The sequence below is a fragment of the Bradyrhizobium sp. LTSP885 genome (genome assembly GCF_000938305.1).
Taxonomy (GTDB): Bacteria; Pseudomonadota; Alphaproteobacteria; order Rhizobiales; family Xanthobacteraceae; genus Bradyrhizobium.
This window is the reverse complement of the sequence record NZ_JYMT01000043.1, coordinates 424,480-451,017: the sequence shown is the minus strand read 5'-3', so window position 1 is coordinate 451,017 and position 26,538 is coordinate 424,480. Positions and strand designations below refer to the sequence as shown.

General features: G+C 64.8%; 23 protein-coding genes. 11 read left to right on the top strand and 12 right to left on the bottom strand.

Annotation, left to right across the window (positions count from 1 at the left end):
• Window positions 1-260: 260 nt before the first annotated feature.
• Window positions 261-521, bottom strand: coding sequence for a hypothetical protein (locus UP09_RS37995; RefSeq protein WP_156164953.1), 261 nt, complete (start codon window positions 519-521; stop codon window positions 261-263).
• A gap of 43 nt (window positions 522-564) precedes the next feature.
• Here UP09_RS37995 and hisN point away from each other — a divergent pair, with 43 nt between their 5' ends.
• Both hisN and UP09_RS36150 read left to right on the top strand, forming a co-directional pair.
• Window positions 565-1,344 carry a histidinol-phosphatase gene (gene hisN, locus UP09_RS36155; RefSeq protein WP_044543161.1) on the top strand — a complete coding sequence of 260 codons (780 nt, stop codon included), beginning with the start codon at window positions 565-567 and terminating at the stop codon, window positions 1,342-1,344.
• Between the two features lie 71 nt (window positions 1,345-1,415).
• Window positions 1,416-2,384 (top strand): Bug family tripartite tricarboxylate transporter substrate binding protein, encoded by a 969-nt coding sequence (locus UP09_RS36150; RefSeq protein ID WP_044543160.1) that lies wholly within the window; start codon window positions 1,416-1,418, stop codon window positions 2,382-2,384.
• A 9-nt stretch (window positions 2,385-2,393) separates the two neighbouring features.
• On the opposite strand, the gene UP09_RS36145 is transcribed toward UP09_RS36150, so the two are convergent.
• The gene (locus tag UP09_RS36145; RefSeq protein ID WP_044543159.1) at window positions 2,394-3,287 is read right to left on the bottom strand and encodes a LysR family transcriptional regulator; all 894 of its coding nucleotides are present in this window, start codon (window positions 3,285-3,287) and stop codon (window positions 2,394-2,396) included.
• Window positions 3,288-3,378: 91 nt separating this feature from the next.
• Between UP09_RS36145 and UP09_RS36140 the strand changes: the two genes are divergently transcribed.
• Window positions 3,379-4,131: a sulfite exporter TauE/SafE family protein gene (locus UP09_RS36140; RefSeq protein WP_044543225.1), complete on the top strand. Its 753-nt coding sequence runs from the start codon at window positions 3,379-3,381 to the stop codon at window positions 4,129-4,131.
• Between the two features lies 1 nt (window position 4,132).
• Here the strand turns inward: UP09_RS36140 and UP09_RS36135 are convergent, their stop codons facing one another.
• Window positions 4,133-4,768, bottom strand: coding sequence for a LysE family translocator (locus UP09_RS36135; RefSeq protein WP_044543158.1), 636 nt, complete (start codon window positions 4,766-4,768; stop codon window positions 4,133-4,135).
• A gap of 203 nt (window positions 4,769-4,971) precedes the next feature.
• Here UP09_RS36135 and UP09_RS36130 point away from each other — a divergent pair, with 203 nt between their 5' ends.
• Both UP09_RS36130 and UP09_RS36125 read left to right on the top strand, forming a co-directional pair.
• Complete coding sequence (locus UP09_RS36130) at window positions 4,972-6,786, top strand: adenylate/guanylate cyclase domain-containing protein (protein WP_044543157.1); 1,815 nt, start codon at window positions 4,972-4,974, stop codon at window positions 6,784-6,786.
• Window positions 6,787-6,848: 62 nt separating this feature from the next.
• Entirely contained in the window at window positions 6,849-7,508 is a 660-nt protein-coding gene (locus UP09_RS36125) for a hypothetical protein (protein ID WP_044543156.1), read from the top strand.
• A gap of 18 nt (window positions 7,509-7,526) precedes the next feature.
• Here the strand turns inward: UP09_RS36125 and UP09_RS36120 are convergent, their stop codons facing one another.
• On the bottom strand, window positions 7,527-8,474 hold the full coding sequence (locus UP09_RS36120; RefSeq protein ID WP_044543155.1) for an alpha/beta hydrolase: 948 nt from the start codon (window positions 8,472-8,474) through the stop codon (window positions 7,527-7,529).
• Between the two features lie 220 nt (window positions 8,475-8,694).
• Between UP09_RS36120 and UP09_RS36115 the strand changes: the two genes are divergently transcribed.
• Window positions 8,695-9,171: an Hsp20 family protein gene (locus UP09_RS36115; protein ID WP_044543154.1), complete on the top strand. Its 477-nt coding sequence runs from the start codon at window positions 8,695-8,697 to the stop codon at window positions 9,169-9,171.
• Between the two features lie 213 nt (window positions 9,172-9,384).
• On the opposite strand, the gene UP09_RS36110 is transcribed toward UP09_RS36115, so the two are convergent.
• On the bottom strand, window positions 9,385-10,143 hold the full coding sequence (locus tag UP09_RS36110; protein ID WP_044543153.1) for a hypothetical protein: 759 nt from the start codon (window positions 10,141-10,143) through the stop codon (window positions 9,385-9,387).
• A 469-nt stretch (window positions 10,144-10,612) separates the two neighbouring features.
• Between UP09_RS36110 and gltB the strand changes: the two genes are divergently transcribed.
• Both gltB and UP09_RS36100 read left to right on the top strand, forming a co-directional pair.
• A complete protein-coding gene (gene gltB, locus UP09_RS36105) occupies window positions 10,613-15,364 on the top strand; it encodes a glutamate synthase large subunit (RefSeq protein ID WP_044543152.1) in 4,752 nt (1,583 codons plus the stop codon).
• Window positions 15,365-15,505: 141 nt separating this feature from the next.
• Window positions 15,506-16,963, top strand: coding sequence for a glutamate synthase subunit beta (locus UP09_RS36100; protein WP_044543151.1), 1,458 nt, complete (start codon window positions 15,506-15,508; stop codon window positions 16,961-16,963).
• A 176-nt stretch (window positions 16,964-17,139) separates the two neighbouring features.
• On the opposite strand, the gene UP09_RS36095 is transcribed toward UP09_RS36100, so the two are convergent.
• Window positions 17,140-18,777, bottom strand: coding sequence for an outer membrane beta-barrel protein (locus UP09_RS36095; RefSeq protein ID WP_197082801.1), 1,638 nt, complete (start codon window positions 18,775-18,777; stop codon window positions 17,140-17,142).
• Window positions 18,778-19,046: 269 nt separating this feature from the next.
• Here UP09_RS36095 and UP09_RS36090 point away from each other — a divergent pair, with 269 nt between their 5' ends.
• Window positions 19,047-20,054 (top strand): KpsF/GutQ family sugar-phosphate isomerase, encoded by a 1,008-nt coding sequence (locus tag UP09_RS36090; protein WP_044543149.1) that lies wholly within the window; start codon window positions 19,047-19,049, stop codon window positions 20,052-20,054.
• Window positions 20,055-20,144: 90 nt separating this feature from the next.
• Here the strand turns inward: UP09_RS36090 and UP09_RS36085 are convergent, their stop codons facing one another.
• Window positions 20,145-20,684: a carboxymuconolactone decarboxylase family protein gene (locus UP09_RS36085; RefSeq protein ID WP_044543148.1), complete on the bottom strand. Its 540-nt coding sequence runs from the start codon at window positions 20,682-20,684 to the stop codon at window positions 20,145-20,147.
• Between the two features lie 74 nt (window positions 20,685-20,758).
• Here UP09_RS36085 and UP09_RS36080 point away from each other — a divergent pair, with 74 nt between their 5' ends.
• On the top strand, window positions 20,759-21,094 hold the full coding sequence (locus UP09_RS36080) for a winged helix-turn-helix transcriptional regulator (RefSeq protein ID WP_044543224.1): 336 nt from the start codon (window positions 20,759-20,761) through the stop codon (window positions 21,092-21,094).
• Window positions 21,095-21,321: 227 nt separating this feature from the next.
• Here the strand turns inward: UP09_RS36080 and UP09_RS36075 are convergent, their stop codons facing one another.
• The 3 genes from UP09_RS36075 to hemH all read right to left on the bottom strand — a co-directional run bounded on the left by UP09_RS36075 (window position 21,322) and on the right by hemH (window position 24,015).
• On the bottom strand, window positions 21,322-21,768 hold the full coding sequence (locus UP09_RS36075) for an NfeD family protein (protein WP_044543147.1): 447 nt from the start codon (window positions 21,766-21,768) through the stop codon (window positions 21,322-21,324).
• Between the two features lie 40 nt (window positions 21,769-21,808).
• Window positions 21,809-22,798 carry an SPFH domain-containing protein gene (locus UP09_RS36070; protein ID WP_044543146.1) on the bottom strand — a complete coding sequence of 330 codons (990 nt, stop codon included), beginning with the start codon at window positions 22,796-22,798 and terminating at the stop codon, window positions 21,809-21,811.
• Window positions 22,799-22,977: 179 nt separating this feature from the next.
• A complete protein-coding gene (gene hemH / locus UP09_RS36065; protein WP_044543145.1) occupies window positions 22,978-24,015 on the bottom strand; it encodes a ferrochelatase in 1,038 nt (345 codons plus the stop codon).
• Between the two features lie 198 nt (window positions 24,016-24,213).
• On the opposite strand from hemH, the gene UP09_RS36060 reads away from it, so the two are divergent.
• Complete coding sequence (locus UP09_RS36060) at window positions 24,214-24,612, top strand: MAPEG family protein (protein WP_044543144.1); 399 nt, start codon at window positions 24,214-24,216, stop codon at window positions 24,610-24,612.
• Window positions 24,613-24,780: 168 nt separating this feature from the next.
• Here the strand turns inward: UP09_RS36060 and UP09_RS36055 are convergent, their stop codons facing one another.
• Together UP09_RS36055 and UP09_RS36050 are read right to left on the bottom strand one after the other, a co-directional pair.
• Complete coding sequence (locus UP09_RS36055) at window positions 24,781-25,893, bottom strand: nickel/cobalt transporter (protein WP_197082800.1); 1,113 nt, start codon at window positions 25,891-25,893, stop codon at window positions 24,781-24,783.
• Window positions 25,890-26,537, bottom strand: coding sequence for a DUF1007 family protein (locus UP09_RS36050; RefSeq protein WP_044543142.1), 648 nt, complete (start codon window positions 26,535-26,537; stop codon window positions 25,890-25,892). The genes UP09_RS36055 and UP09_RS36050 overlap by 4 nt, the downstream gene beginning before the upstream one ends.
• Window position 26,538: the final 1 nt, after the last annotated feature.

Here is a 26,538-nt window from a genome sequence, read left to right as displayed (position 1 = left end):
GAATGACGAGGCCAAGAAAAAAGGGCCGCTTGAATGAACAAGCGGCCCAAGTCTAGGGAGGAAACGCCCAAGGAGGGCAGCGATAGCGCAAGGCGCTACCGCACCGCAACAATATGCCGCCGCGCTGCACAAAGCGCAAGAACTTTCGAAACATTTCCCACGCAATCTGCGCCTGACTGACGAATATGCAACAGATCGGCAGAACTCGATTTTCATATGATATATCATTATCTTACAAGAAATGAACGAACTGCTCAGCGTTAGATGCATAGCCCGTATACCAGAACTCGCAGCTTCGTGAAGGCCGCCGCGGCCGGCATGGCTTTCACATCGAAGCCAATTCGAAAGTCGGGAACCGCATCATCAGAGCGGGATAACGTTCCGTTAATCGTGCGCGTCGCATTGGATTGAGCTAGAGCGTTTTCGAGCGAAGTGGATACCGGTTCGCGTAAAGAAAACGCGTCAAAAGAAGAATCCAGCGCCCGTTCCGATTCCATCGGAACGGAAAAGGCTCTAGGCAAGACCACTTCCGATCCACTCGCCCAAGCGCTTTAGGGAACCGCCGTGACGGTCATCGACTTTACCGCCTTCATCGGCCGGCTCGCGACCGTATCCGGCGAAACCATCCTGCCGTTCTTCCGGACCTCGCTCTCGGTCGACAACAAGAGCACAAACGATTTCGACCCCGTCACCGAAGCCGACCGCGCCGCGGAGGCGGTGATGCGACGGCTGATCAAGGCGAGCTTTCCGCAGCACGGCATCGTCGGTGAGGAATTCGGCAATGAGCGCGAGGATGCCGACTATGTCTGGGTGCTCGATCCGATCGACGGCACCAAATCCTTCATCGCCGGCTTTCCGATCTGGGGCACGCTGATCGCGCTGCTGCACAAGGGCGCGCCGGTGTTCGGCATGATGCACCAGCCCTTTATCGGCGAACGCTTCTCCGGCGACAACGGTTCGGCGCAGTATTCCGGCCCCTCGGGCGGGCGCAAGCTCACGGTCCGGCGCTGCGCCGCGCTGAAGGAAGCAACCGCCTACACCACGAGCCCGCTGCTGATGAACGAAGCCGACCGCGCCTGCTTCAAGCGCATCGAAAGCACGGCGCGCCTGACGCGTTATGGCGGCGACTGCTACTCCTATTGCATGCTCGCTGCGGGCCACCTCGACCTCGTGATCGAAACCGAGCTGAAACCCTACGATATTGCCGGCCTGATCCCGATCATCACCGGCGCCGGCGGCATCGTCACCACCTGGGACGGCAAGCCGGCCCAAGGCGGCGGCCGCATCATCGCAGCGGGCGATCCGCGGGTGCATGAAGCGGCGATGAGGGTGCTCAACGCCTGATGTCTTGAGTTGCCGGAGTGGCGTTCTGCGCCCATGCTGACTGCAACGAGAAAAGTCAGGGACGGGCGCACATGAAGATTGGCGGCAGACTGTTAGCAGGACTGATCCTGCTTCTCGTACCCATCGCGGCCGCCGCGCAGGATTTCCCGGCCAAGCCGATCCGGCTGATCGTGCCGTTCCCGCCGGGCGGGCCGAACGACATCATCGCGCGCGTGGTCGGGCAGAAGATGTCGGAACTGATCAAGCAACCCGTCATCGTCGACAATCGCGCCGGCCAGGGCGGCGTGCTCGGCACCGATGCGGTCGCGAAGGCCGCACCCGACGGCTACACCATCGCGATCGCAAGCGCCGGTGCGCTCGCGATCAGTCCGAGCATGGAGAAGGTTGCCTACGATACGTTGAAGGACCTCGCGCCGGTGACGCTGGTCGCCACCGTGCCGGAAATGCTCGTTATCGCGACCGACGTGCCTGCGAAAAACATGAGCGAGCTGGTCGCCTTGGCCAAGGCACAGCCGGGCAAGCTCAACTTCGCCTCCTCCGGCCCCGGCAGCCTGCCGCATCTGGCCGGTGAATTGTTCAAGCTGACGGCGAAGATCGACATCGTGCATGTGCCCTATCGCGGCGCCGCGCCGGCCGTGAACGACCTGTTGGGCCAGCAGGTACAGATGACATTCCTCGACCTGCCGGTGATCCTGCCGCAGATCAAGGCCGGCACGCTCCGCGGAATCGCGCTCGGCGGCCGCGAGCGCGCCCCGACCGCATCAGACGTGCCGACCACGGCGGAAGCCGGCATGCCAGACCTGATCATCGAGAACTGGTACGGCATGGTCGCACCATCAGGCACGCCGCCGGCGATCATCGCGAAGCTCAACCAGATCGCGACCGCGGCGATGGCCGATGCGAGCGTCAAGGACAAGCTCGCCGAGCAGGGCCTGACACTGGTCGGCGACACGCCGGAGCATTTCCGCGACTTCATCGCCGCCGACATCAAGAAGTGGGCGAAGGTGATCAAGGACGCCGGCGTGGAGACGGCGAAGTAAGGCAGCGCATCAGCGCTGCACTTCGGCCCGCAGATAGTCGACGAGCTGCTTGGCCGGCCGCGGTAGCGCCTTGAAGCTGCGGGCGCAGATCGTCAGCCGGCGATTGGCCCAGCCGTCGCGGATCCGGATCGCCACGATCGGCATCGCCGCTGTGCAGCGTCGGGCGGCGGTTTCCGGGACCACGGCAACGCCGACATCGGCCGCGACCATCTGGCAGATGGCGTCGAAATCACGCAAGCGCGCGCGGAAGCGCAGCCGCGCGCCGAGCTTTGCCGCATGCCTGGATACATGGAGTTGAAGCGCGGTCGTCGCCGTCAGGCCGACGAAATCGCGCTCGACCACCTCCTGGAAATCGATCTGGCGACGGTTGCCGAGATCGCTGCGCCGCGACGCCACCAGCATCAGCCGGTCCTCGCTGAACAGGAAGCGCTCGACGTTGTCGGGCAGCGCGTGTTCCGCGGCAAAGCCCAGATCGGCGGCGCCGCTGGCGATCGCGGTCGCGATGTCGGTGCTCTCGCGTTCTTCGACGTCGATATTGATCTCGGGGTGTTCATGCAGGAAGGCGGCCAGCGCTCGCGGCAGATGCTCCGACAGCCCCGAAGTATTGGCGAGCAGCAGCACGCTGGCGCGAACGCCGCTGGCATAGGCGGCGAGATCGCCCTGCAAGGCCTCGACATTGTGGATCACGATGCGGGCGTGGTCGAGCAGGCTCTCGCCCGCCGCCGTCAGTTCGACGCCGCGGCGGCCGCGCTTGAGCAGCGCGACGCCCAACGCCTCCTCCAGGCCCTTGATCCGCTCGCTGGCCGAGGCCAGCGCCAGATTCGCACGCGCCGCGCCCCGGGTGATGCTGCGCGCATCCGCCACCGCGATGAACAATTGCAAGTCGATCAGGTCGAACCGCATGGCGTTTCCTGCCCTTACCTTCGGTCTATCCGAAGGCTAACCCCGTAACCTCCAGATTGTGCCGATCGCGTCGATCGGTCAATCTGCGGCCATGGTCGACCACCTCCTGATCTTCATCGCATTCGCTTTCCTGCTCGCCGGCTTCGTCAAGGGCACGCTCGGCCTCGGCCTGCCGACGGTTGCGATGGGACTGTTGGCGGTGACGATGCCGCCGGGCCAGGCGATCGCAATCGTGATCGTGCCGGCCATCGTCACCAATATCTGGCAGACCTTCGTCGGTCCGTATCTGCGCGACATCCTCAAGCGGTTGTGGCCACTGATGCTCGGCACCGTCGTCGGCATCTGGCTCAATGCCGGGCTGCTCACCGGGCCTTACGCGCCCTACGGCACCGTCGTGCTCGGCCTGTTGCTGGTGATCTATGCGATCGTCGGATTGAGCAAGTTCAGCTTCAAGGTTGCGCGGCGCGACGAGAAATGGGTCGGCGGCATCGTCGGCGTCGTGACCGGGCTGATCTCGGCGGCAACCGGCGTGCAGGTCATCCCCTCGATGCCATTCATGCAGGCGATCGGGATGGAGCGGGACGAACTGGTGCAAGCGCTGGGCGTCTTCTTCACCACCGCGACCGTTGCGCTGGCCTTCAATCTCACGGCAGCCGGCCTGCTGACCGCAGCCACCGCGCTGCCCGGCGCCGTCGCGATGGTGGCGTCGTTTGTCGGCATGTTCGTCGGCCAGTCGGTGCGCTCACGGATGCAGCCGGAGGTATTCCGCCGCTGGTTCCTGATCTCGATGATCCTGCTCGGGTTCTATCTCGCCGGCAGCGCGCTGATGAAGCTGCACGGATAGTTCAGCGAGACTCGAGCATCGCGACGCGGAAGCCGAGATAGATGAACAGGCCGCCGAGCGAGCGGTTGATCCAGGCGATCACCCCGGCCGATTGCCGGATGCGGCCGGCGGCCCGCGCCGCGAAAGCCGCGACGCCGAGGCACCACAGCGTGCCGGTGACGATGAAGATCAGCCCGAGGAACAGGAAGGCGAGCGTCTTGTGCGGGGCGTCAGCCGCCACGAATTGCGGCAGGAAGGCCAGAAAGAACAGTGCAACCTTCGGGTTCAGGACATTGGTCAGCGTCCCCTGCCAGAAGATCCGCCCGACCGAGGTCTCGCCGCCCTGTCCCGTCATGTCCGCGATCGGTTTGGCGCGCGACAGCAGCATCTGCAGGCCGGTCAGCACCAGATAGGCCGCTCCAATCAGCTTGACCGCCAGGAACGCAGCCGACGACGCCATCAAGAGCGCCGACAGTCCGATCGCCGCGCCCAACACATGGACCAGGCAGCCGCAGCTGATGCCAAGGGCGGCCGCGGCACCGCCACGCCACCCCAGCTGGATGCTACGGCCGATGATGTAGGCGGTATCCGGCCCCGGGGTGATGTTGAGCAGCAGGCCCGACAGGACGAAGAGCCAGAGTTCGTGGATACCGAGCATGGCCGCGAGACTAACCTATCTGAGTAACGAACCGGAAAGGATGCGTGCCCAGAATAGCGCCATCCCTGCGACATACACATTCATTAGAGTATCGGATTGTGAAGTCCGTTGGTCGCATGCCAATTCCTGTTACAATGCATTATGTCTTGTAATTAATGGATTCGGCTACATCGGTTGAGTGGCCATTCCGGGGCAAAAGGGACATGGAGAGACGGCTAGCCGCCATTCTTTGCGCTGACATCGCCGGCTATTCCCGCATGATGGGTGCCGACGAGGCGGGTACCCATGCCTCGTTCAAGGCCCACCGCAGCGCGATCTACCCGATCATCCTCAATCATGGTGGCCGAATCGTCAAAAATACCGGCGACGGCTTCCTGCTCGAGTTTCCGAGCATCATCGGCGCCATCGAGGCCGCGGTCGCGATGCAGACCATGATGGCCGAACGCAACGAACACCTGCCGGCCGATCGCGCCATGCACTTCCGGATGGGCGTCCACATGGGCGACGTCATGGCGGACGAGGACGAGGTGTTTGGAGACGACGTCAACATCGCGGTCCGTCTCGAGGCGGTCGCAGCTCCCGGCGGCATCGCGGTCTCGGAGAAGGCCCGCACCGAGGCCGGGCGGCGGCTTGCCGTCACCCTGCTCGATGCCGGCCCGCACCGCTTCAAGAACATCGCCGAACCGGTCAGTGTCTGGACCTGGGCGCCGGCCGGATCCGATCTGCAGGAGAAGGTCGCGCGGGAGAACGTCGCGCAGGACGGGCCGCATCTGCCGGGACAATACAGGACGGCGATCGTCGGCGTGCTGCCGTTCGACAATCACAGCGGCGGCGCCGACGAATACTTCTCCGACGGCCTGACCGAGGATCTGATCCACGCGCTGTCGCTGCAATCCTTCTATCGCGTGCTGGGCCGGAACTCGACCTTCGCCTACAAGGGCAAGAACGTCTCTACCCGCCTGATCGCGCGCGAGATCGACGCGAGCTATCTGATCCAGGGATCGGTGCGGCGTGCCGGCAACAAGATCCGCGTCACCGCCGAACTGATCGCGCCGGAAAAGGGCGAACAGTTGTGGACCGGCCGCTATGACCGCGACATGGGCGACCTGTTCGCGATGCAGGACGAGATCACGTCCAATCTCTCCGCCGCGGTTGCCCAGGAGATCTATCGCGCCGAAGCCTCCGCGCCGGCGCGCTCGCCCAATTCCGAGCTGACCGCGTGGGACCGCTTCCTGAAGGGCCTGTCGCACTACTATCACCAGACCAAGGACGATTTCGAAATCTCGATTGCGCTGTTCAAGGAGGCGATCAAACTCGATCCCGCGCTGTCGATCGCTCGCGCCTATCTGGCCACCATCCAGATTCAGGGCTCCCAGTTCGGATGGATCCCAAGCACGCGCGAATTGTGGGTATCGTCGGTCGCCCTCGCCGAAAGCAGCGTGCGGCTCGACCCGCGCTCGTCCTTTGCCTTCTCGCTGCTCGCCTATCTGCACGCGATGCAGGGGCACTACGAAGCCGCGATGGACGCCATCAAGCGGGCGATCGAGCTCAACCCCTACGACATGGGCGCACGGGGGGTGCTCGGCATCTGCCACATGGTGATCGGCGATCACCGCAGGGCGGTCGAGCTGTTCTCGATGGCGGTTCAGCGCGACAACAGCGATCCCCGCTATCAATGGGGGGCTTTGAACGCGTTCAGTCATTACCTGCTCGGGCAATATGACGCATCGCTGTCATGGTCGCGCGAAACGCTCTATCTCAACCCGAACCACCTGCAGGGTCTTGCGGTGCGCGCTGCGGCGCTCGCCCAATTGGGGCGTACGAACGAGGCCAAGCAGGCCGCCGAAGCGCTGCTAGCCAATTATCCGGGGCTCACCGTCGAACGGCACTTGCGCAATTTCCACTGGAAGAACGCGGCCGACATCGCCCACTATCGCGAAGGCCTCTTGAAAGCCGGCATCCCTTTCGGCAAACTCGCCCTGGTTGCGCCGACAATTAGACTCGCCGCAAAATCCTAGGTGGCTTCATCCCGCGGTAACGGGTCTCTTTTAGTCTGAAGGCTTTTCAGGGATGTTGCTTGATGCCCGATATCGCTGCGCGCGAGACGCCTGCCCCGCAGGTTTCGCCCGATAATCCGTGTCCATTCCTGCGCGCGCTGGTCGCCGGCGACTATGTCGGCGGCCATATCGTGCCGCTGCCGGAGCTGACCAAGACCATCGGCCGCGCGACCGGCAAGACCGGCCTGCCTGCGCTCGATGCCGACGCGAAGATCTTCATGGTCGCGCAGATGGCAAACGGCATCGGTCCGTTCAGCCAGCTGCGCAATCTGACCAAGGGCGCCATCCTCGATGAATTGCGCAACGGTCCGCTCGACAAGCACGGCGCCGGCTCGCGCATCCTCGACCAGCATGCCGTGGTGCGTGAGGACGAGATCGCGCGCCTCGCCACCTTCGGCAAGGACTACGCGAATCCCGACGGCGGCGCCGAGCGCGGGCTGTCCGCCTCCGACATCAAGACCTTCATGGCCGCCAACTTCCAGCGCGCCAAGGACGAGCATCCGCCGTCCTACGCGATCCTGCACTTCTATTATCCGCTGTTGATGCTCGGCGAGTGGCCGGTGCTGCTCGACATCATGGGCAAGGGTGAGGGCAAGGACCGCTATCTCAGCGTCGACGAGGTCAGGACCCTGTTCGTCGACCGCCGCTTTCCAGATCGGATCGTCGCGCGCCTGAAGCCCTGAGGTGTTATCGCCTCCGGTTCACTTGAACAGCGGCGTGCCCGGCACGAAGGCGTCGAACGCCGCCCAGAATTGCGCGCGATAACGATCCTGTTCCTGCAGGATCTCGTGCTTGGAGCCGGCGATCACGAGGTGCGAGCCGGCGCGTAGATGATAGGCGAACTCCTCGATCGCTGCTGTCGACACCACGTCGTCATTGCTCGCTGCGAGCATCAGGATCGGCTGCCGGATCTCGGACGGATAGGACTTGCCGCGGAAAGTCCGCATCGCGGTGAACGCCGTATCGGCCCAGGCGACCGTCGGCGCCGCGATGCCGAGCGTCGGGTCTTCCTCCAGGATCGCGGCATTGCGGGCATAGCGCACCGGATCGCTGGTGACGGGATTACCGACGAAGTCGGACACGCCGACGAGGTGGTCGCTGCCGCCCGGAACGTAGCGGCCGCCCTGCCCGGTCAATCGCATGATCCGAAGCAGCGCGCTCGGAATGAAGGAAGTGCGGCGGCGCGGCAGATCGATCATCGGAGCCGACAGCACCATGCGGTCGAACCAGCGCTTGCCCGCATGCGCGACGCGCAGCATCACGGCACCGCCCATCGAATGCGCCAGCGCGAAGTAGGGCGGCGGGCAATCCGGCAGCACCACCTGCTGCACGAAGGTCTCGACGTCGACCTCGTAGTCGGCGAAGTCGCGCACATAGCCCTTGCGCGAGTCGCGCAGCCGCCGTGACGAGTGGCCCTGCCCGCGCCAATCGATCATCGCCACCGCGAAGCCGCGATCGCGCAGGTCGCGCACAGTCTCGAAGTATTTTTCGATCATCTCGCCGCGCCCGGCGAAGATGCAGACCGTGCCCTTGCGGCCCGGCGGCGGTGCCCAGCGGGCGAAGCGCAGTTCGGCTCCGTCTGGGGTCTTGATGGTGCCGCTGACAACGTCCTCCGGAACCGGATTGGCTGGAATCGAGACGAGCGTCATGCACGGAACCGGTTAGGTGGAACGGGGTGGAAATCAAGAGCGCGGGCGCCAAAAAACGACGCTGTTTCCAGCTCTTGAACGCAACACTGCCCCTCCCATATCACCTCCGTGCAGGCCGCTACCAGTGTTTCGGAACCGGAACATCAGGCTGCACACAGACTAGGCCCGGCCCGATGGCGGGCGGGTATTTGAAACAGTCGCTCAATGGAGGACTATCCCTATGCGTACCTATGATCTCACCCCGTTCTATCGTTCCACCGTCGGCTTCGACCGTCTCTTTAGCCTGCTCGATCAGGCGACCTCGGACGGCAGCCCCGGTTATCCCCCCTACAACATCGAGCGCACCGGCGAGAACGCCTACCGGATCAGCGTTGCGGTTTCCGGCTTCTCGCAGGCCGAGCTCTCGATCGTCGCCAAGGAAAACACGCTGACGATCAAGGGCGAGAAAACCGCCAACGAGAACTCCGGCGACAAATCCGAGGTGCTCTATCGCGGTATCGCTGCGCGCGCCTTCGAGCGCCTGTTCCAGCTTGCCGACTTCGTGCAGGTGAAGAACGCCTCGCTCGAGAACGGCCTGCTCCACGTCGACCTCGTCCGCGAGATCCCCGAGGCCAAGAAGCCCCGCAGCATTCCGATCTCCAGCAGCGATAAGGCCCCGCAGGTCGTCGACGGCTCGGCTGCCAAGGTCGCAGCCTAACCAAGTCCAGCGTCGGCAGATATTGGCCGCACGCGAAAACGCCCCGGGAAACCGGGGCGTTTTTTGTTTTGTGGGTTCACGCGTCGTTCCGGGGCGCGCGAAGCGCGAACTACGGTGCGCGCTTGCGCACCTGAGAACCTCGAGATTCCCCGATGCGCAATTGCGCATCTGAGGTCTGGTCCTTCGGACCATCCCGGAATGACGGTGCCCGACTTACTCCAACCCCTGCACCTTGGGCATGTCCTGGGTCGGCAGAATCGCGGGCGCAGCCGGCGCCGGCGGAGCGGCCAGACCGACTGTCGGGGTTTCGGCTTTCGCATTGGACTGCGTAGCCTGCGCCTCAGCCGGCCTCGGCGCGGCGGCTGCCGTCTGCTGGGCGGGCGCGGGGGCTGCCGCTTCTGTGGCAGCAGGCGCCGGCGCCGTGGCCTCAACCGGAGCCGGAGCAGATCGCGCCGCAAGCGGGCTCCGCTTCGGCACCGGGACGGCGCGGCTTGCGACATGCGGGATCGGAGCCGGCGGACGCGGCACACGGGCCTGGATCGGCGGCGGCATCGGGCCGGCCGGTCCGTAGGTCGCGGTCAGTTCGTCGTCGAAATTGTCATCCATATCGTGGGCCGACGTGAAGCGGACGATACGCCCGTTGCGGGCGTCGATCACCAGCCGCCCGTCGTCACCGCCATGGTCGATCACCGCGATCGTGTAGACGAAGCCACGCTGCCGCGGGGCACCAAGCGGCAGGTAACCATTCTCGCGGAGCACGGTGTAGACCTCCATCGGCGGTAGCAGGCTCGGCACGCGGCCATAGCGCGGCGGCGGCGGAACCTCCGGCATGGCGGCATAGGGCCCCTCGACGTCGGAGACCTTGATGGCCAATGAATTGCCGATCTCGTAGGGCGCCAACAATTGCGCCTGCGCCGAGGCTGCGCTGAGCGCCAGAACGGCCGCTGCAACCGATCCTGTGAACAACTTCATTGCCGTCACTCCTGTCTGCCCACGCCAAAGGAGCGTTCCCGCTCTCTTGCTGGCTGCCACCGGCGAATTTCCTTGTAAATTCCGGCGGTCCTTGGCCGCTCCTTGGGCCGGATCGCGGCGCGTTTGCTTCAAATCGGGGGCGGCGAAGGCCGTGCGAGCTGTCCGATCCGGGCATGCAGGCGAGGACTCTCACGCGCTTGTGTGATAGACAAAAATTTGGCAAGGTCGGAGTTAGGACAGCAAGACTGTCTCAATTTCGAAGCCATCCCGGCACAGGGATTGCAACGAAAACTCGGCGCCCCGGGCTCCGAGAGTGCTGCAGGCAGGGCTGTTCCACAGGGACGTTGAACGCCCGTCGTCTGAACTAAGGAAAATGCGGCTCGCGGCGGACGAGCGGTGGCCCGGTGGGTGCCGCAACGCCCAAGGTGCGCCAATGAGGGTGAGGCCCCTGACGTAAGGGAGAGGACACATGAGCGGGTCGGAATTCGAGCGCGAAACCATCGTGGCAGGAACGCTGTCGGCGACCGCGGATTCGAAAGCCGCCGAACCTGCCGGTGACCTCTACCCGCGTGAACTCCACACCTGGCGCCCGGAAGCGGAAGGCCTGTTCGATCCGAGTTTGGAGAAGGACTCGTGCGGCGTCGGCTTCATCGCCAACATCAAGGGCCAGAAGTCGCATCAGATCGTCTCCGACGCGCTGAGCATCCTCTGCAATCTCGAGCATCGCGGCGCTGTCGGCGCCGACCCGCGCGCCGGTGACGGCGCCGGCATCCTGGTGCAGATCCCGCACGCCTTCTTCGCGCGCAAGACCGCCGAGATCGGCTTCAAGCTGCCGAAGCCCGGCGAGTACGCCATCGGCGCGCTGTTCATGCCGCGCGATGCGGCGTGGCGGAACGTGATCAAGAGCATCATCGCCGAGGAGATCAAGAACGAGGGCTTCAAGCTGCTCGGCTGGCGCGACGTGCCGTCAGACAATTCCTCGCTCGGCGTCACCGTGAAGCCGACCGAGCCCTATCACATGCAGGTCTTCATCGGCCGCAACGGCGCTGCCAAGACCGAGGACGATTTCGAGCGCCGGCTTTACATCCTGCGCAAGTCGATCTCGCAGGCGATCTATCAGCGCCGCGACCGCGGCATGGCGGGCTATTACCCGTGCTCGCTGTCGTGCCGCACCGTAATCTACAAGGGCATGTTCCTCGCCGACCAGCTCGGCAAGTACTATCCCGACCTGCACGAGGCGGATTTCGAGAGCGCGCTGGCGCTGGTGCATCAGCGCTTCTCGACCAACACCTTCCCGACCTGGTCGCTGGCGCATCCCTACCGGATGATCGCCCATAACGGCGAAATCAACACGCTCCGCGGCAACGTCAACTGGATGGCGGCGCGGCAGGCGTCCGTGCATTCGGAGCTCTACGGCAAGGACATCAGCCGTCTATGGCCGATTTCCTACGAAGGCCAGAGCGACACCGCCTGCTTCGACAATGCGCTCGAATTCCTGGTGCAGGGCGGATACTCCCTTCCGCATGCCGTCATGATGATGATTCCGGAAGCGTGGGCCGGCAATCCTCTGATGGATGAGCAGCGCCGCGCCTTCTACGAATATCACGCCGCCCTGATGGAGCCGTGGGACGGTCCGGCCGCGATCGCCTTCACCGACGGCCGCAAGATCGGCGCCACGCTGGACCGCAACGGCCTGCGCCCGGCGCGCTATCTCGTCACCAAGGACGACCGCATCGTGATGGCGTCCGAAATGGGCGTCTTGAAGATTCCGGAGGAGCAGATCGTCACCAAGTGGCGGCTGCAGCCCGGCAAGATGCTGCTTGTCGACCTCGAGCAGGGCCGCCTGATTCCCGACGACGAGATCAAGGCCGACCTCGCCAAGAGCCACCCCTACAGCGAATGGCTGCACCGCACCCAGCTCCAGCTCGAGGAGCTGCCGGGTGCGCCGGCCAAGGGTGTGCGCTCCAACCTGCCGCTGCTCGATCGCCAGCAGGCGTTCGGCTACAGCCAGGAAGACATCACCATCCTGATGACGCCGATGGCGTCCACGGGCGAGGAAGCCGCGGGCTCGATGGGCAACGACACGCCGATCTCGGCGCTGTCGGACAAGCCGAAGCAGCTCTTCACCTACTTCAAGCAGAACTTCGCGCAGGTCACCAACCCGCCGATCGACCCGATTCGCGAGGAGCTCGTGATGAGCCTCGTCTCGATCATCGGGCCGCGGCCGAACCTGTTCGACCTGCAGGGCCTGGCCTCGACCCAGCGCCTCGAAGTGCGCCAGCCGATCCTGACCGACGCGGACCTCGAGAAGATCCGCTCGATCTCTGACGTCCCCGACACCCATTTCAAGTCGCGCACGCTCGACACCACCTTCCACGCCGGCTTCGGCGCGGCTGGCATGGAGCAGGTGCTCGACGAACTCTGCGCCCGCGCGGAAGGCGCGGTGCGCGAGGGCATCAACATCATCATCTTGTCCGACCGGATGACCGGCACCGACCGGATTCCGATCCCGTCGCTGCTGGCCTGCGCCGCCGTGCATCATCATCTGATCCGCACCGGGCTGCGCACCTCGGTCGGCCTGGTGGTCGAATCCGGCGAACCGCGCGAGGTGCATCACTTCGCCTGCCTCGCCGGCTACGGCGCCGAGGCGATCAATCCCTATCTTGCGTTCGAGTCGATCCTCGCGATGAAGGAGAGGCTGCCCGCCGCGCTCGACGACTACGAGATCGTCAAGCGCTACATCAAGTCGATCGGCAAGGGCCTGCTCAAGGTGATGTCCAAGATGGGCATCTCGACCTACCAGTCCTATTGCGGCGCGCAAATCTTCGATGCCGTCGGCCTGAAGGCGGACTTCGTCGCCAAGTATTTTGCCGGCACCCACACCCGCATCGAGGGCGTCGGGCTGGCCGAAATCGCCGAGGAAACGGTGCGGCGCCACAATGACGCGTTCGGCGACGCGCAGGTCTACAAGACCTCGCTCGACGTCGGCGGCGAATATGCCTATCGCAGCCGCGGCGAGGACCACGCCTGGACCGCGGAATCGGTTTCTTTGCTGCAGCATGCCGCGCGCGGCAATTCGCTGGAGCGTTATCGCGCGTTCGCAAAGATCCTCAACGAGCAGTCGGAGCGTCTGCTGACGCTGCGCGGCCTGTTCCGGATCAAGAGCGCCGAGGACGACAAGCGCAAGCCGGTCAAGCTCGAGGATGTCGAGCCGGCCAAGGACCTCGTCAAGCGCTTCGCCACCGGCGCGATGTCGTTCGGCTCGATCTCGCGCGAGGCGCACACCACACTCGCGATCGCGATGAACCGGATCGGCGGCAAGTCGAACACCGGCGAAGGCGGCGAAGAGAGCGATCGCTTCAAGCCGCTGCCGAACGGTGACAGCATGCGCTCGGCGATCAAGCAGGTCGCCTCGGGCCGGTTCGGCGTGACGACGGAGTATCTCGTCAACTCCGACATGATGCAGATCAAGATGGCGCAGGGTGCCAAGCCCGGCGAAGGCGGCCAGTTGCCTGGCCACAAGGTCGATGCGACCATCGCGCGGGTCCGGCACTCGACGCCGGGCGTCGGCCTGATCTCGCCGCCGCCGCACCACGACATCTATTCGATCGAAGACCTTGCCCAGCTGATCTACGATCTCAAGAACGTCAATCCGGACGGCATGGTCTCGGTCAAGCTCGTCTCCGAGGTCGGCGTCGGCACGGTTGCCTCCGGCGTCGCCAAGGCGCGTGCCGACCACGTCACCATCGCGGGCTTCGAGGGCGGCACGGGTGCCTCGCCGCTGACCTCGATCAAGCATGCGGGCTCACCGTGGGAGATCGGCCTCGCCGAAACCCACCAGACCCTGGTGCGGCAGCGGCTGCGCAGCCGCATCGTGGTCCAGGTCGACGGCGGCTTCCGCACCGGCCGTGACGTTGTGATCGGCGCGCTGCTCGGGGCCGACGAATTCGGCTTCGCCACCGCGCCCCTGATTGCGGCCGGGTGCATCATGATGCGCAAGTGCCACCTCAACACCTGCCCGGTCGGCGTGGCCACCCAGGATCCGGTGCTGCGCAAGCGCTTCACCGGCCAGCCCGAGCACGTCATCAACTACTTCTTCTTCGTCGCCGAGGAAGTGCGCGAGATCATGGCGCAGCTCGGCTACAAGACGTTCGACGAGATGATCGGCCAGGTCCAGATGCTGGACCAGACCGCGCTGGTCACGCACTGGAAGGCCAAGGGCCTCGATTTCTCCAAGCTGTTCGTGCGGCAGCCGGAGGAGAAGGGCCAGAAGATCTATCACTCGGAATGGCAGGATCATCATCTGGAGGCTGTTCTCGACCGCCGGCTGATCGAGCAGTCGCGGGCCGCGCTCGACCGCGGCGCACCGGTGAAGATCGAGGAAGAGATCAACAACACCGACCGTTCCGCCGGCGCGATGCTGTCGGGTGCGGTGGCCAAGATCTACGGCCATGCCGGCCTGCCGCTCGACACCATCCATGTCAGCCTGAAGGGCACGGCGGGACAGGCGTTCGGCGCGTGGCTCGCCAAGGGCATCACCTTCGAGCTCGAGGGTGAAGGCAACGACTATGTCGGCAAGGGCCTTTCGGGCGGGCGCATCATCGTCAAGCCGCCGAGGCACTCGGGCATTGTTCCGGAGGAGTCGATCATCGTCGGCAACACCGTGATGTATGGCGCGATCGCGGGCGAGTGCTACTTCCGCGGCATCGCCGGCGAGCGCTTTGCGGTGCGCAACTCGGGCGCGGTCGCAGTCGTCGAAGGCGCCGGCGATCATTGCTGCGAATACATGACCGGCGGCATCGTCGTCGTGCTGGGCAAGACCGGGCGCAACTTCGCGGCCGGCATGTCCGGCGGCATCGCCTATGTGCTGGACGAGGCCGGCGACTTCGAAAAGCTCTGCAACATGGCGATGGTCGAGCTCGAACCGGTGCTGTCGGAGGAGATGATCAACGAGGGCACCTACCATCACTCCGGCGATCTCGAGGCGCATGGCCGGGTCGACGTGTTCCAGAACCTGCTAGAGTCCGACGTCGAGCGGCTGCACGTCCTGATCACGCGCCAGGCCAAGCTGACCGGCTCGAAGAAGGCGGCCGATATCCTCGCGGACTGGAAGACATGGCTGCCGAAATTCCGCAAGGTGATGCCGGTGGAATACCGCCGCGCGCTGAAGGAAATGAAGGCCAACGCCGACGCCGAGCCGAAAATCGCAATCGGAGCGTAGGTTCACCAGGCGTCATTCCGGGGCGCGCGACGCGCGAACCCGGAATCTCGCGAAGCAACCTCCAGGCTCCGGGTCTACGCCTGCGGCGCATCCCGGAGCGACCAACCAAGACGAACACGAGATGCAGGGGCATCAGGTTTAATGGGCAAGATCACAGGTTTTCTCGAGATCGAGCGGCATGACCGCAAGTACGGACCGGTCGCAGAGCGGCTGAAGAACTTCGACGAGTTCGTCATTCCCCTGAGCGAGAAAGACACCCGCGACCAGGCCGCGCGCTGCATGAACTGCGGCATCCCCTATTGCCACGGCACCGGCTCCGCCGTGCCGGGCACGCCGGGCTGTCCGGTCAACAACCAGATCCCCGATTTCAACGACCTCGTCTATCAGGGCAACTGGGAAGAGGCCTCGCGCAATCTGCACTCGACCAACAATTTCCCCGAGTTCACCGGGCGCATCTGCCCGGCGCCGTGCGAGGCGTCCTGCACACTCAACATCGACGACAACCCGGTCACCATCAAGACGATCGAATGCGCGATCGTCGACCGCGCCTGGGACAATGGCTGGCTGAAGCCGGAGATCGCCCCGCAGAAGAGCGGCAAGAAGGTCGCCGTGATCGGCTCCGGCCCGGCCGGCATGGCCTGCGCGCAGCAGCTCGCGCGCGCCGGCCACGATGTGCATCTCTACGAAAAGTTCGCCAAGGCCGGCGGCCTGCTTCGTTATGGCATTCCCGACTTCAAGATGGAAAAGAACGTCATCGACCGCCGCGTGGCGCAGATGGAAGCCGAAGGCGTCACGTTCCACTACGGCAAGCCTGTCGGCGGCAGCGCCGCGAACGCGATCGATCCGCAGGAGCTGGCCAAGCAATATGACGCGGTGGCGCTGACCGGCGGCGCGGAAGCCCCGCGCGATCTGCCGATTCCCGGCCGCGATCTCGTCGGCATCCACTTCGCGATGGATTTCCTGCCGCAACAAAATCGCCGCGTCTCCGGCGAGCCGCTGAACGGCGTCACCGACATCCTCGCCGAGGGTCGGCATGTCGTCGTGATCGGCGGCGGCGACACCGGTTCGGACTGCATCGGCACCTCGTTCCGGCAAGGAGCGCGGTCGGTGACCCAGCTCGAAATCATGCCGGCGCCGCCCGAGCACGAGGACAAAGGCCTGACCTGGCCGAACTGGCCGCTGAAGATGCGGACCTCGTCGAGCCAGGCCGAAGGCGCGGCGCGTGAATACGCGGTGCTGACCACCAAGTTCGAGGGCGTCGACGGCAAAGTAACAAAACTGCACTGCGTCAAGGTCGACGACAAGTTCAAGCCCCTGCCCGGCACCGAATTCGTGCTTGAGGCCGAGCTTGTGCTGCTCGCGATGGGCTTTGTGCATCCGGTGCACGAGGGCCTGCTCAAGACGCTCGGCGTCGATCTCGACCAGCGCGGCAATGTCCGCGCCAATCTGCAGGACTACCAAACCTCGAAGGCCAAGGTCTTCTCCGCCGGCGACATGCGCCGCGGCCAGTCGCTGGTGGTCTGGGCGATCCGCGAGGGCCGCCTCTGCGCAAGGTCGATCGACACCTTCCTGATGGGGAAGACGGACCTGCCGCGGTAAGGCCGCGGCGGTTACCTCGACCTGCAATCACAGACTCGACTGTCATCGCCCGCGAAAGCGGGCGATCCAGTATTCCAGAGACGTCAGAGCTTGAACGGACAGGCCGCGGCGTACTGGACGCCCCGCATGCGCGGGGCATGACGAGTTGCAGCAGCGGCGAGAGCGTATCTCAGCGGCTAATTCTGCACCCGCACGCCCAGCATCACCACCGTCGAGGCCGAGCTCGATCCCGGTGAGCTCGAATCCAGGATGTCGCGGCGCAGCGTGCCCTTGATCCAGAGGCTGCGGGTCAGTTTGTAGATCAGGTCGCCCGACAGCGAGTAGATCTTGTCCGAGCGGTTGTCGCCCTGGTAATCAAGGGTGCCGTAGGTGAACCTGCCGATGCCGGTCAGCCAGCGGCGGAAGTCGTGATCGACCTCGAACGTGTAGGTGCGCGACAGCACGCCCGAGGTGCCGGGCAGCGTGGTCTCGCCAAGCTGCGTATCGGAATAGAATTTCACCGTCGTCAGCGGCGTCGCGGTCCAGGTCAGTGAGGCCGTGGTGAGCAGGCCCTCGAGCCGGTTGAGCCGCGTGTCGGCATAGTCGCGCATCGCGTAGCCGATCGATATCTCGCCAAACAAGAGCCGCGTGAACTCGAAGGACGTGCCGGCCTTGGCATAGCCGCCGGTCGAATCCCGCGCATAGCCGTTGCGGTCGAGGGTGAGATCATGGACGCGGCTGTCGCCTTGCACCTCGACGAAGGGCTTGACGGCCGGCGTCAGCTCATAGCTGACGCGGCCGACGCCGCCATAGGTGGTGAAGTTGCGGTCGTCGTTCGACGACATGGTGCCGTCGGTGAGCTTCGACCATTGATAATCGGTGCGGTCGATGGTGGCGCCGGCGGAGACCTGCAGGCGATTAAAGTTCTGGTCGAAGCCGAAGGTGCCGCCGATCGTGCTGTAGAGCGGATATTTGGCGAGGCCGGTCTGCACGTTCGGGCTACCGGGATTGTCGGTCGCGACGAGGAAGCGCGCCTGCGCGGTGAGGTGGGTGTCGCGCGAAACGTCGAAGCGGCCGTCGATATGGCCGATAAGATTCGGGCGGTCGACATCGAGGGGCGCCGACAGCGGCGTGCCGTCGGCGTTCGGCGTCAGGCTGGAGCCGTAGCCGGTGAAGGAGCCGCGCAGATCGGCGACAACGGAGTGACGCTCCCAGTCGGACACTGCGAGGAATTCCGGCGAGACCATGTAGAAGGCCCTGCCCTGCGGCTGATACAGCCGGCCCGGATTGGTGTCGTAGCCGCCCATGACCTCGACCGCCGTCTTGATCAGGAACGAACCCGCATAGTCGCCAACCGCGCCGAACGGATCGTCGTCGACCTTCAGCCGCTTGCGCGTCGGCTGGCCCGGAACGGTGCCGGCCATCGCCGGCGGCAGCGGCGGCTTGTTGGCGGTCTCCGACGGCGCGATCGACAGGCGCAGCTGCCCGGTCGCGTTCCGCGGCGGCGGTGTGGGCGGCGGCGTGCCGGGTCCGGGCCGCGGCTTCGGCTTGGCCTGGCCCGGATAGTATTTCGGCTGCTGCCGCTTGCGATTGAGCGAGTCGTATCCCGCGGTCGAGGCCCCGTTGGCGGCGGGCGTGCCATAGATCGGGACCTGGCCGATACGCGACGGCGCGCGCCTGTCGCGATCGGGGTCGGGCAGCTTGGAGTCGTTGAGGGGATCGGCCGCATCGGCCGTGGTCCGGCGCAGCGGCGAGTTCGGATCGGCGATCTGGCTCTGGCGCGTCGAGCTGAACAGGTCCGGGGTCACGGTCTGGGCGCTGGCCAAGCCCGGCATCGCGATCAGCACAAGGCATGGCAAGGCAACGCGAACGAGGCGTGCGCGCCCTTCTCGGCCCGTTGCTGGACCCCGCACCACGATGAAAAATACCCCAACTAATTCATACACTTGTCAAACGCACTCCGACCGGCGGCGGAAAACGTCGTTAATGGAGTTAAAACAATTATGGTTAACGACCCGTTGAGGACGGCGGCCGACGCGTCGCCTCTTTGCCGCGGCCGTGCTAAGGGAGGCGCCCGGGCGAAAAGCCCTCCCTGGAATTCGACATGGCCAAACCGAAACCGCTGATGACCAAATCATCCGGGCCTGATGACGGTGCCGTTCAATCGGCGCTCCGCACCCTCGATGCCGAAGCAAGCGGCATCGCCGCGATCAGCGCGGCGCTCAAATCCGACCTCGGCGCGTCCTTTACGGCGGCGGCCGGAGTGATCCGCAAGGCCAAGGGACGTGTGATCGTCACCGGGCTCGGCAAGTCGGGCCATATCGGCCGCAAGATCGCCGCGACCTTTGCCTCGACCGGCACGCCGGCGTTCTTCGTGCACTCGGCCGAAGCCAGCCATGGCGATCTCGGCATGATCACGGCCGACGACGCGATCCTCGCGCTGTCATGGTCCGGCGAGCAGCCGGAGATGCGGAACCTGATCGCCTATGCCGCACGCTTCGGTATTCCGCTGATCGCGATGACCGCGGACAAGGACTCGACGCTGAGCAAGGCGGCCGACGTGCAGCTGACGCTGCCGAAGGCGCGCGAAGCCTGCCCGCACAATCTCGCGCCGACCACGTCCTCGCTGATGATGCTGGCGCTCGGCGATGCGTTGGCGATCGCTCTGCTGGAAGGCCGCGGCTTCACCTCGACCGATTTCAGCGTGCTGCACCCGGGCGGCAAGCTCGGCGCGCTGCTGAAATATGCGCGCGACCTCATGCATACCGGCGACGCGTTGCCGCTGAAGCCGCTCGGCACCAAAATGTCGGACGCGCTGGTCGAGATGACCTCGAAGGGCTTTGGCTGTGTCGGCATCGTCGATGCGCGCGGCCATATCGTGGGCATCGTCACCGACGGCGATTTGCGCCGGCAGATGCGTCCGGATCTGCTGACCCTGTTGGTCGACGAGGTGATGTCGAAGTCGCCCAAGACGATCAGCCGCGACACGCTCGCCGGCGAAGCGCTGGAGCTGCTCAACGCGTCGAAGATCACCACGCTGATCGTAACCGATGCGAAGAAGCCGGTCGGGATCATCCATTTGCACGATCTGCTGCGGGCGGGCGTGGCGTAGGCTTGCCTGTCATTCCGGGGCGATGCGAAAGCATCGAACCCGGAATCTCGAGATTCCGGGTCTACGCTCCGCGTGTCCCGGAATGACAGCTCACTCGGGAAACCGCGCCGCCGTCGCCTCCAGCGGCAAGGCCAGCGCATTGGCGAGATACGACACTGTCCGGTAGAAGCCGCACAGCAGGATGATCTCCAGGATCTTGTCCTCATCGTAATGCGCCGACAGCGCCGCGAATTCGGCATCATCGAGGGTCGCGCGCGCGTGCAGCGCATCGACGGCAGCTAACGTTGCCTGTTCGGCCGGCGACCAGCAGCCAGCGTCGGCCTTGTCGTGCACTGTGGCGCGAACCTGTTCCTCCGAGAGCTCCGCGGCGGCGCCGAACGCTGCGACGTGCACGCCCCATTCATACTCGCAGGCATTCAGCGCGCAGGTGCGGTCGATCACGATCTCGCGCTCCCTGAGCGAGAGCGGCCCGCGATCGAGCAGGCTGCCGCCGCGAAACTTCTCCCAGGCGCGCTGATGCCCGGCCATCACGCGGAACAGCATCAGCGGCGGCTTGCCGCGCATGATGCGGTCGAAATGCTGTTGAACGTCGACCGCGTAAGGCGGCTCGAGCGGCGCGATGCGTGACATGGCCTGATGTCCTTGCTACAATTACTGTAGCGATACGCTACAATATCTGTAGCAGCATGCAAGAGGATTTCGCGATGCCCAAGCAGGTTCCCCCGGCAAGGCGCAACGTCCGCGGCTCGCGGACCGGCCGCCCGATCATGGCGTTGCTCGACTTGCTTGGGCGTCGCTGGACCTTGCGGATCATCTGGGAGCTGCGGGAGACCGCACTGACCTCGCGCGCGCTGCGCACCGCCTGCGACGAGGCCTCTCCGACGATCCTGCAGACACGACTGACTGAATTGCGCGAGGCTGGTATCGTCGAGCTGACCGACGATGGCTATCGGCTCACCGGGCTTGGTCGGGAATTGACCGAAACCTTCACGCCGCTCCATCGCTTCGCCGAGCGGTGGAGCAAACGTGCGGTCGACTAGGCCATGCACCTTGTTCGGTGCACCTCTCCCCTTGTGGGAGAGGCATAGGCCGCCTCCGGCGGCCGTCTTGAAGGACGCCGAAGCGAAGCTTCGGCTATGTCGCATCGCCAGATGCGATCCGGGTGAGGGGTAGCGGTCTCTCGAAGCACATTGCCCGCGGAGAGAACCCCTCACCCCAACCCTCTCCCACAAGGGGAGAGGGAGCCCACCGAGTACGCGGAAAGAGTCTACGCGGCCGCCACCGTCAGGCTGGCGCCGTCGGCGTGGACGATTCTGACCCGGCTCCCGGCCGGCGCGTCAGGTCCGGCGACACGCCAGACGGTGTCATCGATCCGCACCGTGCCGGAGCCATCGACGATCGGCTTCTCCAGCGTGAACTCGCGGCCGATCATCGCCTCGGTGCGGCGGTTGAGGAACGGGTTGCTCTTGCTCACCTGGGTCGCGCTCTTGGCAAGATGCCGCCAGACCGGCACGGCCGCCGCAGCGAACACCGCGAACATCAGAAGCTGCGTCTGCCAGGACGGATTGATCGCAAACGACAGCAAGCCGACCAGCAATGCCGCGAGCCCGAGCCAGAACAGGAACACGCCGGGCGCCGCCAGCTCCAGCGCCATCAGGATGAAGCCGAAGATCAGCCAGTTCCAGGTACCCAACGTCGTAAACATCTCGGCCATGATGCGACCTCTACAATTGCCGGCGTGACGCTACCACGCCTCACGTCCTCGGCGGCGGCGTCGAGCCAGCCGACGGCACCGAGCCGCGCCGCGCCGCTGCCTGGGCGGACGCAGCACTCTCGCCGAAGGTGGCCTTGGCGATCTCGCCGATGCCGGCGAGCGAGCCAAGGATGCTCATCGCCTCGATCGGCAGCATGATGATTTTCTGGTTCGGCGAGTCAGCCAATTGCCCGAACGCCTTGATGTATTTGTCGGCGATAAAATAATTCAGCGCGGCGACGTCGCCCTTGGATATGGCATCGCTGACCATCTGGGTTGCCCTCGCCTCGGCCTCGGCGGACCGCTCGCGCGCCTCGGCGTCGCGGAACGCGGCCTCCTTGCGGCCTTCGGCCTGCAGGATCTGGCCCTGCTTGGCGCCCTCGGCGCGCAGGATCTCCGACTGCCGCTGGCCCTCCGCCTGCAGGATGTCGGCGCGCTTGACGCGCTCGGCCTTCATCTGCCGACCCATCGCCTCGACGAGGTCGGCCGGCGGCACGATGTCCTTGATCTCGATGCGGTTGACCTTCAGGCCCCACGGCGACACCGCGGCATCGACGACGCGCAGCAGCCGCTCATTGATCTCGTCGCGATGCGACAGCACCTGGTCGAGATCCATCGAGCCCATCACCGAGCGGATGTTGGTCATGGTCAGCACGATGATCGCCTGGTTGAGGTTGGAGACCTCGTAGCTCGCTTTCGCGGCATCGAACACCTGGTAGAACGCGACGCCGTCCACCGTCACGGTGGCGTTGTCCTTGGTGATCACCTCCTGCTCGGGAATGCTGATCACCTGCTCCATCATATTGATCTTGCGCCCGACCCGGTCGAAATAGGGCACGATCAGATTGAGGCCCGGCGTCAGCGTGCGGGTGTATTTGCCGAACCGCTCGATGGTCCAATCAAAGCCTTGCGGGACGGTCTTGACGCCGGCGAACAGCGTGATGATGACGAGAAGAACGAGCGCGATCGCGAAAATATCGAAGCCAGTCATAAAGTCCTCCAAAACCGGTCAATTCGTCGCCGGGCGCGGTCGTGCATTGGTCGGCAGCACCGCTACGCCGGTTCAGCCGGCTGTTGTTCTGACCAATAGGTAGGGAGCGGCGTTACGGGTTGCCAGATGTATCAAGGGTGAACCGACGCAGCATCTCCAGTGTCACGGATCGTTAACAATCAGATCCAGCCTTGAAGCTCGCGCAGCACGAGCTGGCGGATCACGTCCATGCCGCCATCGCTGTCGTTGAGACAGGGGATCGCCGCGAACTGCTCGCCGCCATTGTGCCTGAAGATCTCGGCGTTCTCCTGCGCGATCTCCTCCAGCGTCTCCAGGCAATCGGCGGAGAAGCCGGGCGTGACCACGGCAATCCGCCGCACGCCGTCTTTGGCCAGCTTAGCGACGGTCTTGTCGGTATAGGGCTGCAGCCACTCGGCGTTACCGAAGCGCGACTGGAAGGTAAGGATCAGCTTCGAGGCATCGAGCCCGAGCCGTTTGCGCAGGGCGTCCGTTGTTGCGATGCACTGCGCCTGGTAGGGATCGCCCTTGTCGACATACGACTTCGGCATGCCGTGGAACGACGCGAGGATGATTTCGGGCTGGAACGGCAGGGTCGCCAGATGCGCATTGATCGAGACCGCCAGCGCCTCGATGTAATCGGGGTCATCGTAATAAGGCGGCGTCACCCGCAGGATCGGCTGCACGCGCATGCCGGCCAGCACGCGAAACACCTCGTCGCAGACGGTCGCCGAGGTCGCTGCGGAATATTGCGGATAAAGCGGCACGACCAGCAGACGGCCGCAGCCCTGGGCGGCAAGCGCCTCGATCCGCGAGGCGATCGACGGGTTGCCGTAGCGCATCGCCCAGTCGACCACGACATGATCGTGATCGGCGATCGCAGCCGCCAGCTTCTCGGCCTGCGCGCGCGTGATCGTCTTCAGCGGCGATTCGTTCCGCTCGGCGTTCCAGATCTTGCGATAGTCGCGCGCCTTGCGGGCGGGGCGGATGCGCAGGATGACGCCGTTGAGGATCAGCTGCCAGAGCAGGCCCTGGTTCTCGATCACCCGCGGATCCGACAGGAATTCCTTCAGGTACACCCTCACGCCCGCGGCATCGGCCGTATCCGGCGTGCCGAGATTGACCAGCAGCACGCCGACGCGCTCGGGCGTCGCTTCCGCGGCCGGCTTCGCGCTCTCGAAGGGAATGACCGTGCTCATAATAGCCTTCTCACGACAAGCGTCGGGCTTCGCGCGTTGCTCCAACCTTGTCAAGCCGAGGGCGGGTTGGCTACGTTCCCGTCCGGCCAGAGCGTTTTCGAGCGAAGTGGATACCGGTTCGCGTGAAGAAAACGCGTCAAAACAAGGAATCTAGACCCCTGTTCCGATTCCATCGGAGCAGGGGTCTAGGGAGGAACCATGACGATCGCCGAATGGTGCGTCTTCGGGACGCTGATGCTCTCGCTCCTGACGATCGCATCCGTGAAATGGATCGGCTTCCGCCGTTTCGACAATTCCCGGCCGCGCGATCCCGACTTCTATGACGAACCGATCCGCGCGCGGGCGCTCGGCGCGCACCAGAACGGCATCGAGGTCTTCCCGTTCTTCGCAGCCGCGGTGCTGCTCGCCGAATTCCGGCTCGGCCCGTTGCGGCTGATCGACGAGCTCGCGGTGCTGTTCCTGATCGTGCGCATCGCCTACGTCTTCACCTATATCGGCAACCGGCCGACGCTGCGCTCGATCCTGTGGAGCATCGGCTTCGCAATCAACATCGCGATCTTCTTCCTGCCGGCGATAAGGGGGTATTTGCCGGGGTGATGCCCCTTCTCCCTCGCCCCGTTCTTACGGGGAGAGGGCGGGGTGAGCGGCCGCATCCGCAAAAATCGTCAGAGAGGAGTGCGCGGTGAGTCCCCCTCACCCGGCGCTGTGCGCCGACCTAAGAGCGAGCTTCGCTCGTCTCGATCCCCGCAAGCGGGGCGAGGTAACTCAAAAACACGTCACCCGTTCGGCTGCGACATAGCCGAACAGCAGGCCGAGTCCGAACAGAAGCACCAGCCCGGCGGCGCCGAATTCCAGGCCGCGCATGATCAGCATGCCGCCGCCGTCGCGCGCGGCGCTCAGTCGCTCCGCCACACCGCGCGCCGATACGGCGGCAATGGCGATCGCCGCGACGGTGATCGCGGTGCCGAGCCCCATCGCGAAGGTCGCGGCAATGCCGGCCCAGAACAGGCCCTGCGCCAGCGCGAACACCAGCACCAGGATCGCGCCCGAGCATGGCCGAATGCCGACCGTGACGATCGCGCCCAAGCCGCGCTGCCAGCCGCCGGGACCGGCGAGTTCCGCCGGCGTCGGCCCGTGCGAATGGCCGCAATGCTCGTCATGGACGTGGTGCGGATCGTCGCCGTGGTCATGGGCGTGGTCATGGGCGTGGTCATGATTATGACCATCGTCGTGATGCTCATGCGCATGATGATGGTGGTGATCGTGGCCATGGTCGTGATCGTGATGCGCCCCGGCCATCGCCAGCGCCGGCCGCGGCACCTGCAGCGCACGGATGAAGCCGCCACCCTTGACCCAGACCAGGCGGGCACCGAATGCGGCGATCAGCGCGTAGCTTGCGATCTCGATCGCCTTCTCCGCGCCGCACATCGTCTTGGCCGTGGCATTGAGTAGCCAGGCGCAGATTCCGACGATGACGACGGCGACCAGCGACTGCATCAGCGCCGAGGCAAACGACAGTACGATGCCGCGGCGCGCGGTTTCGCGATTGGCGACGAGATAGGACGAGATCACCGCCTTGCCGTGGCCCGGGCCGGCAGCGTGAAAGATCCCGTAGGCAAAGGAAATCGCAAGCAGCGTCCAGACCGCCGAGCCGTCGGATTTTGCGGCGCGGATGGTCGCCGAGATCTCGCGGTAGAATTCCGACTGTTTTGCGAGCAGCCAGCCGATGATGCCGCCCTGCGGTTCGGCGGCACGCGGCGCGCCGAATGGATTTTGCGCCAGCAAGGTGTGGACCGCGCCATCGAGCAGGACGAATGCGGCCAGCACGGCAGCGGAAATAGCGAGGCCGCGCATCACGCGGGATGACATCGGCGTCATGGGCACTCCACCAGGATCTTGTTGGCGAACATCATGGCGAAATTGGCGGCGCTTCCGTCCAGGAAATTCTGCTCGCCGAGCTTCTGTGCGGCCGCGCTGCCGTCGTTCGGCCGCTGGAACTGCATCTTGCAGTCGGCCGACGCACCGACCAGCTTCACCGGGTCCTTCTCGGCATATTGGAAGTCGATGAAGTAGGTGGGATCGAACACCTCGAGCGAGAGCTGCTTGGCCTTGAACGGCGTCTTCACCGGCAGGGTGAAGTGAAGCGTCAGCGCCGTATCCTTGTATTCGAGGAAGTAGTCGACCGGCTCGGTGAACTTCTGCTTCTTGCCGTCGGCCTTGGCGAAGGTGAAATAGGCATACTCCTTCAGCGACTCGACATTGGTCTGCGCCAGCGCCGCCAGTTCCTCGCGGCTGTAGGCGCCCTTGGTCTTGGCCTCGATGCCCTGCAGCGCATAGGACGAGAACATATCGTCGAAGGTCCAGGCGTGGCGGATGCCGGTGATGGTGCCGTCGGGCGCATAGATCAGCTCACTTTTGGCGGTGATCCAGACATGCGGATGGGCTTGCGCCGCCGCCGCGCCGAGCACGACGGCACAAGCAAGCACAAGCCCGGCGATCAGGCGGTTGAAGACCGGCCTCACC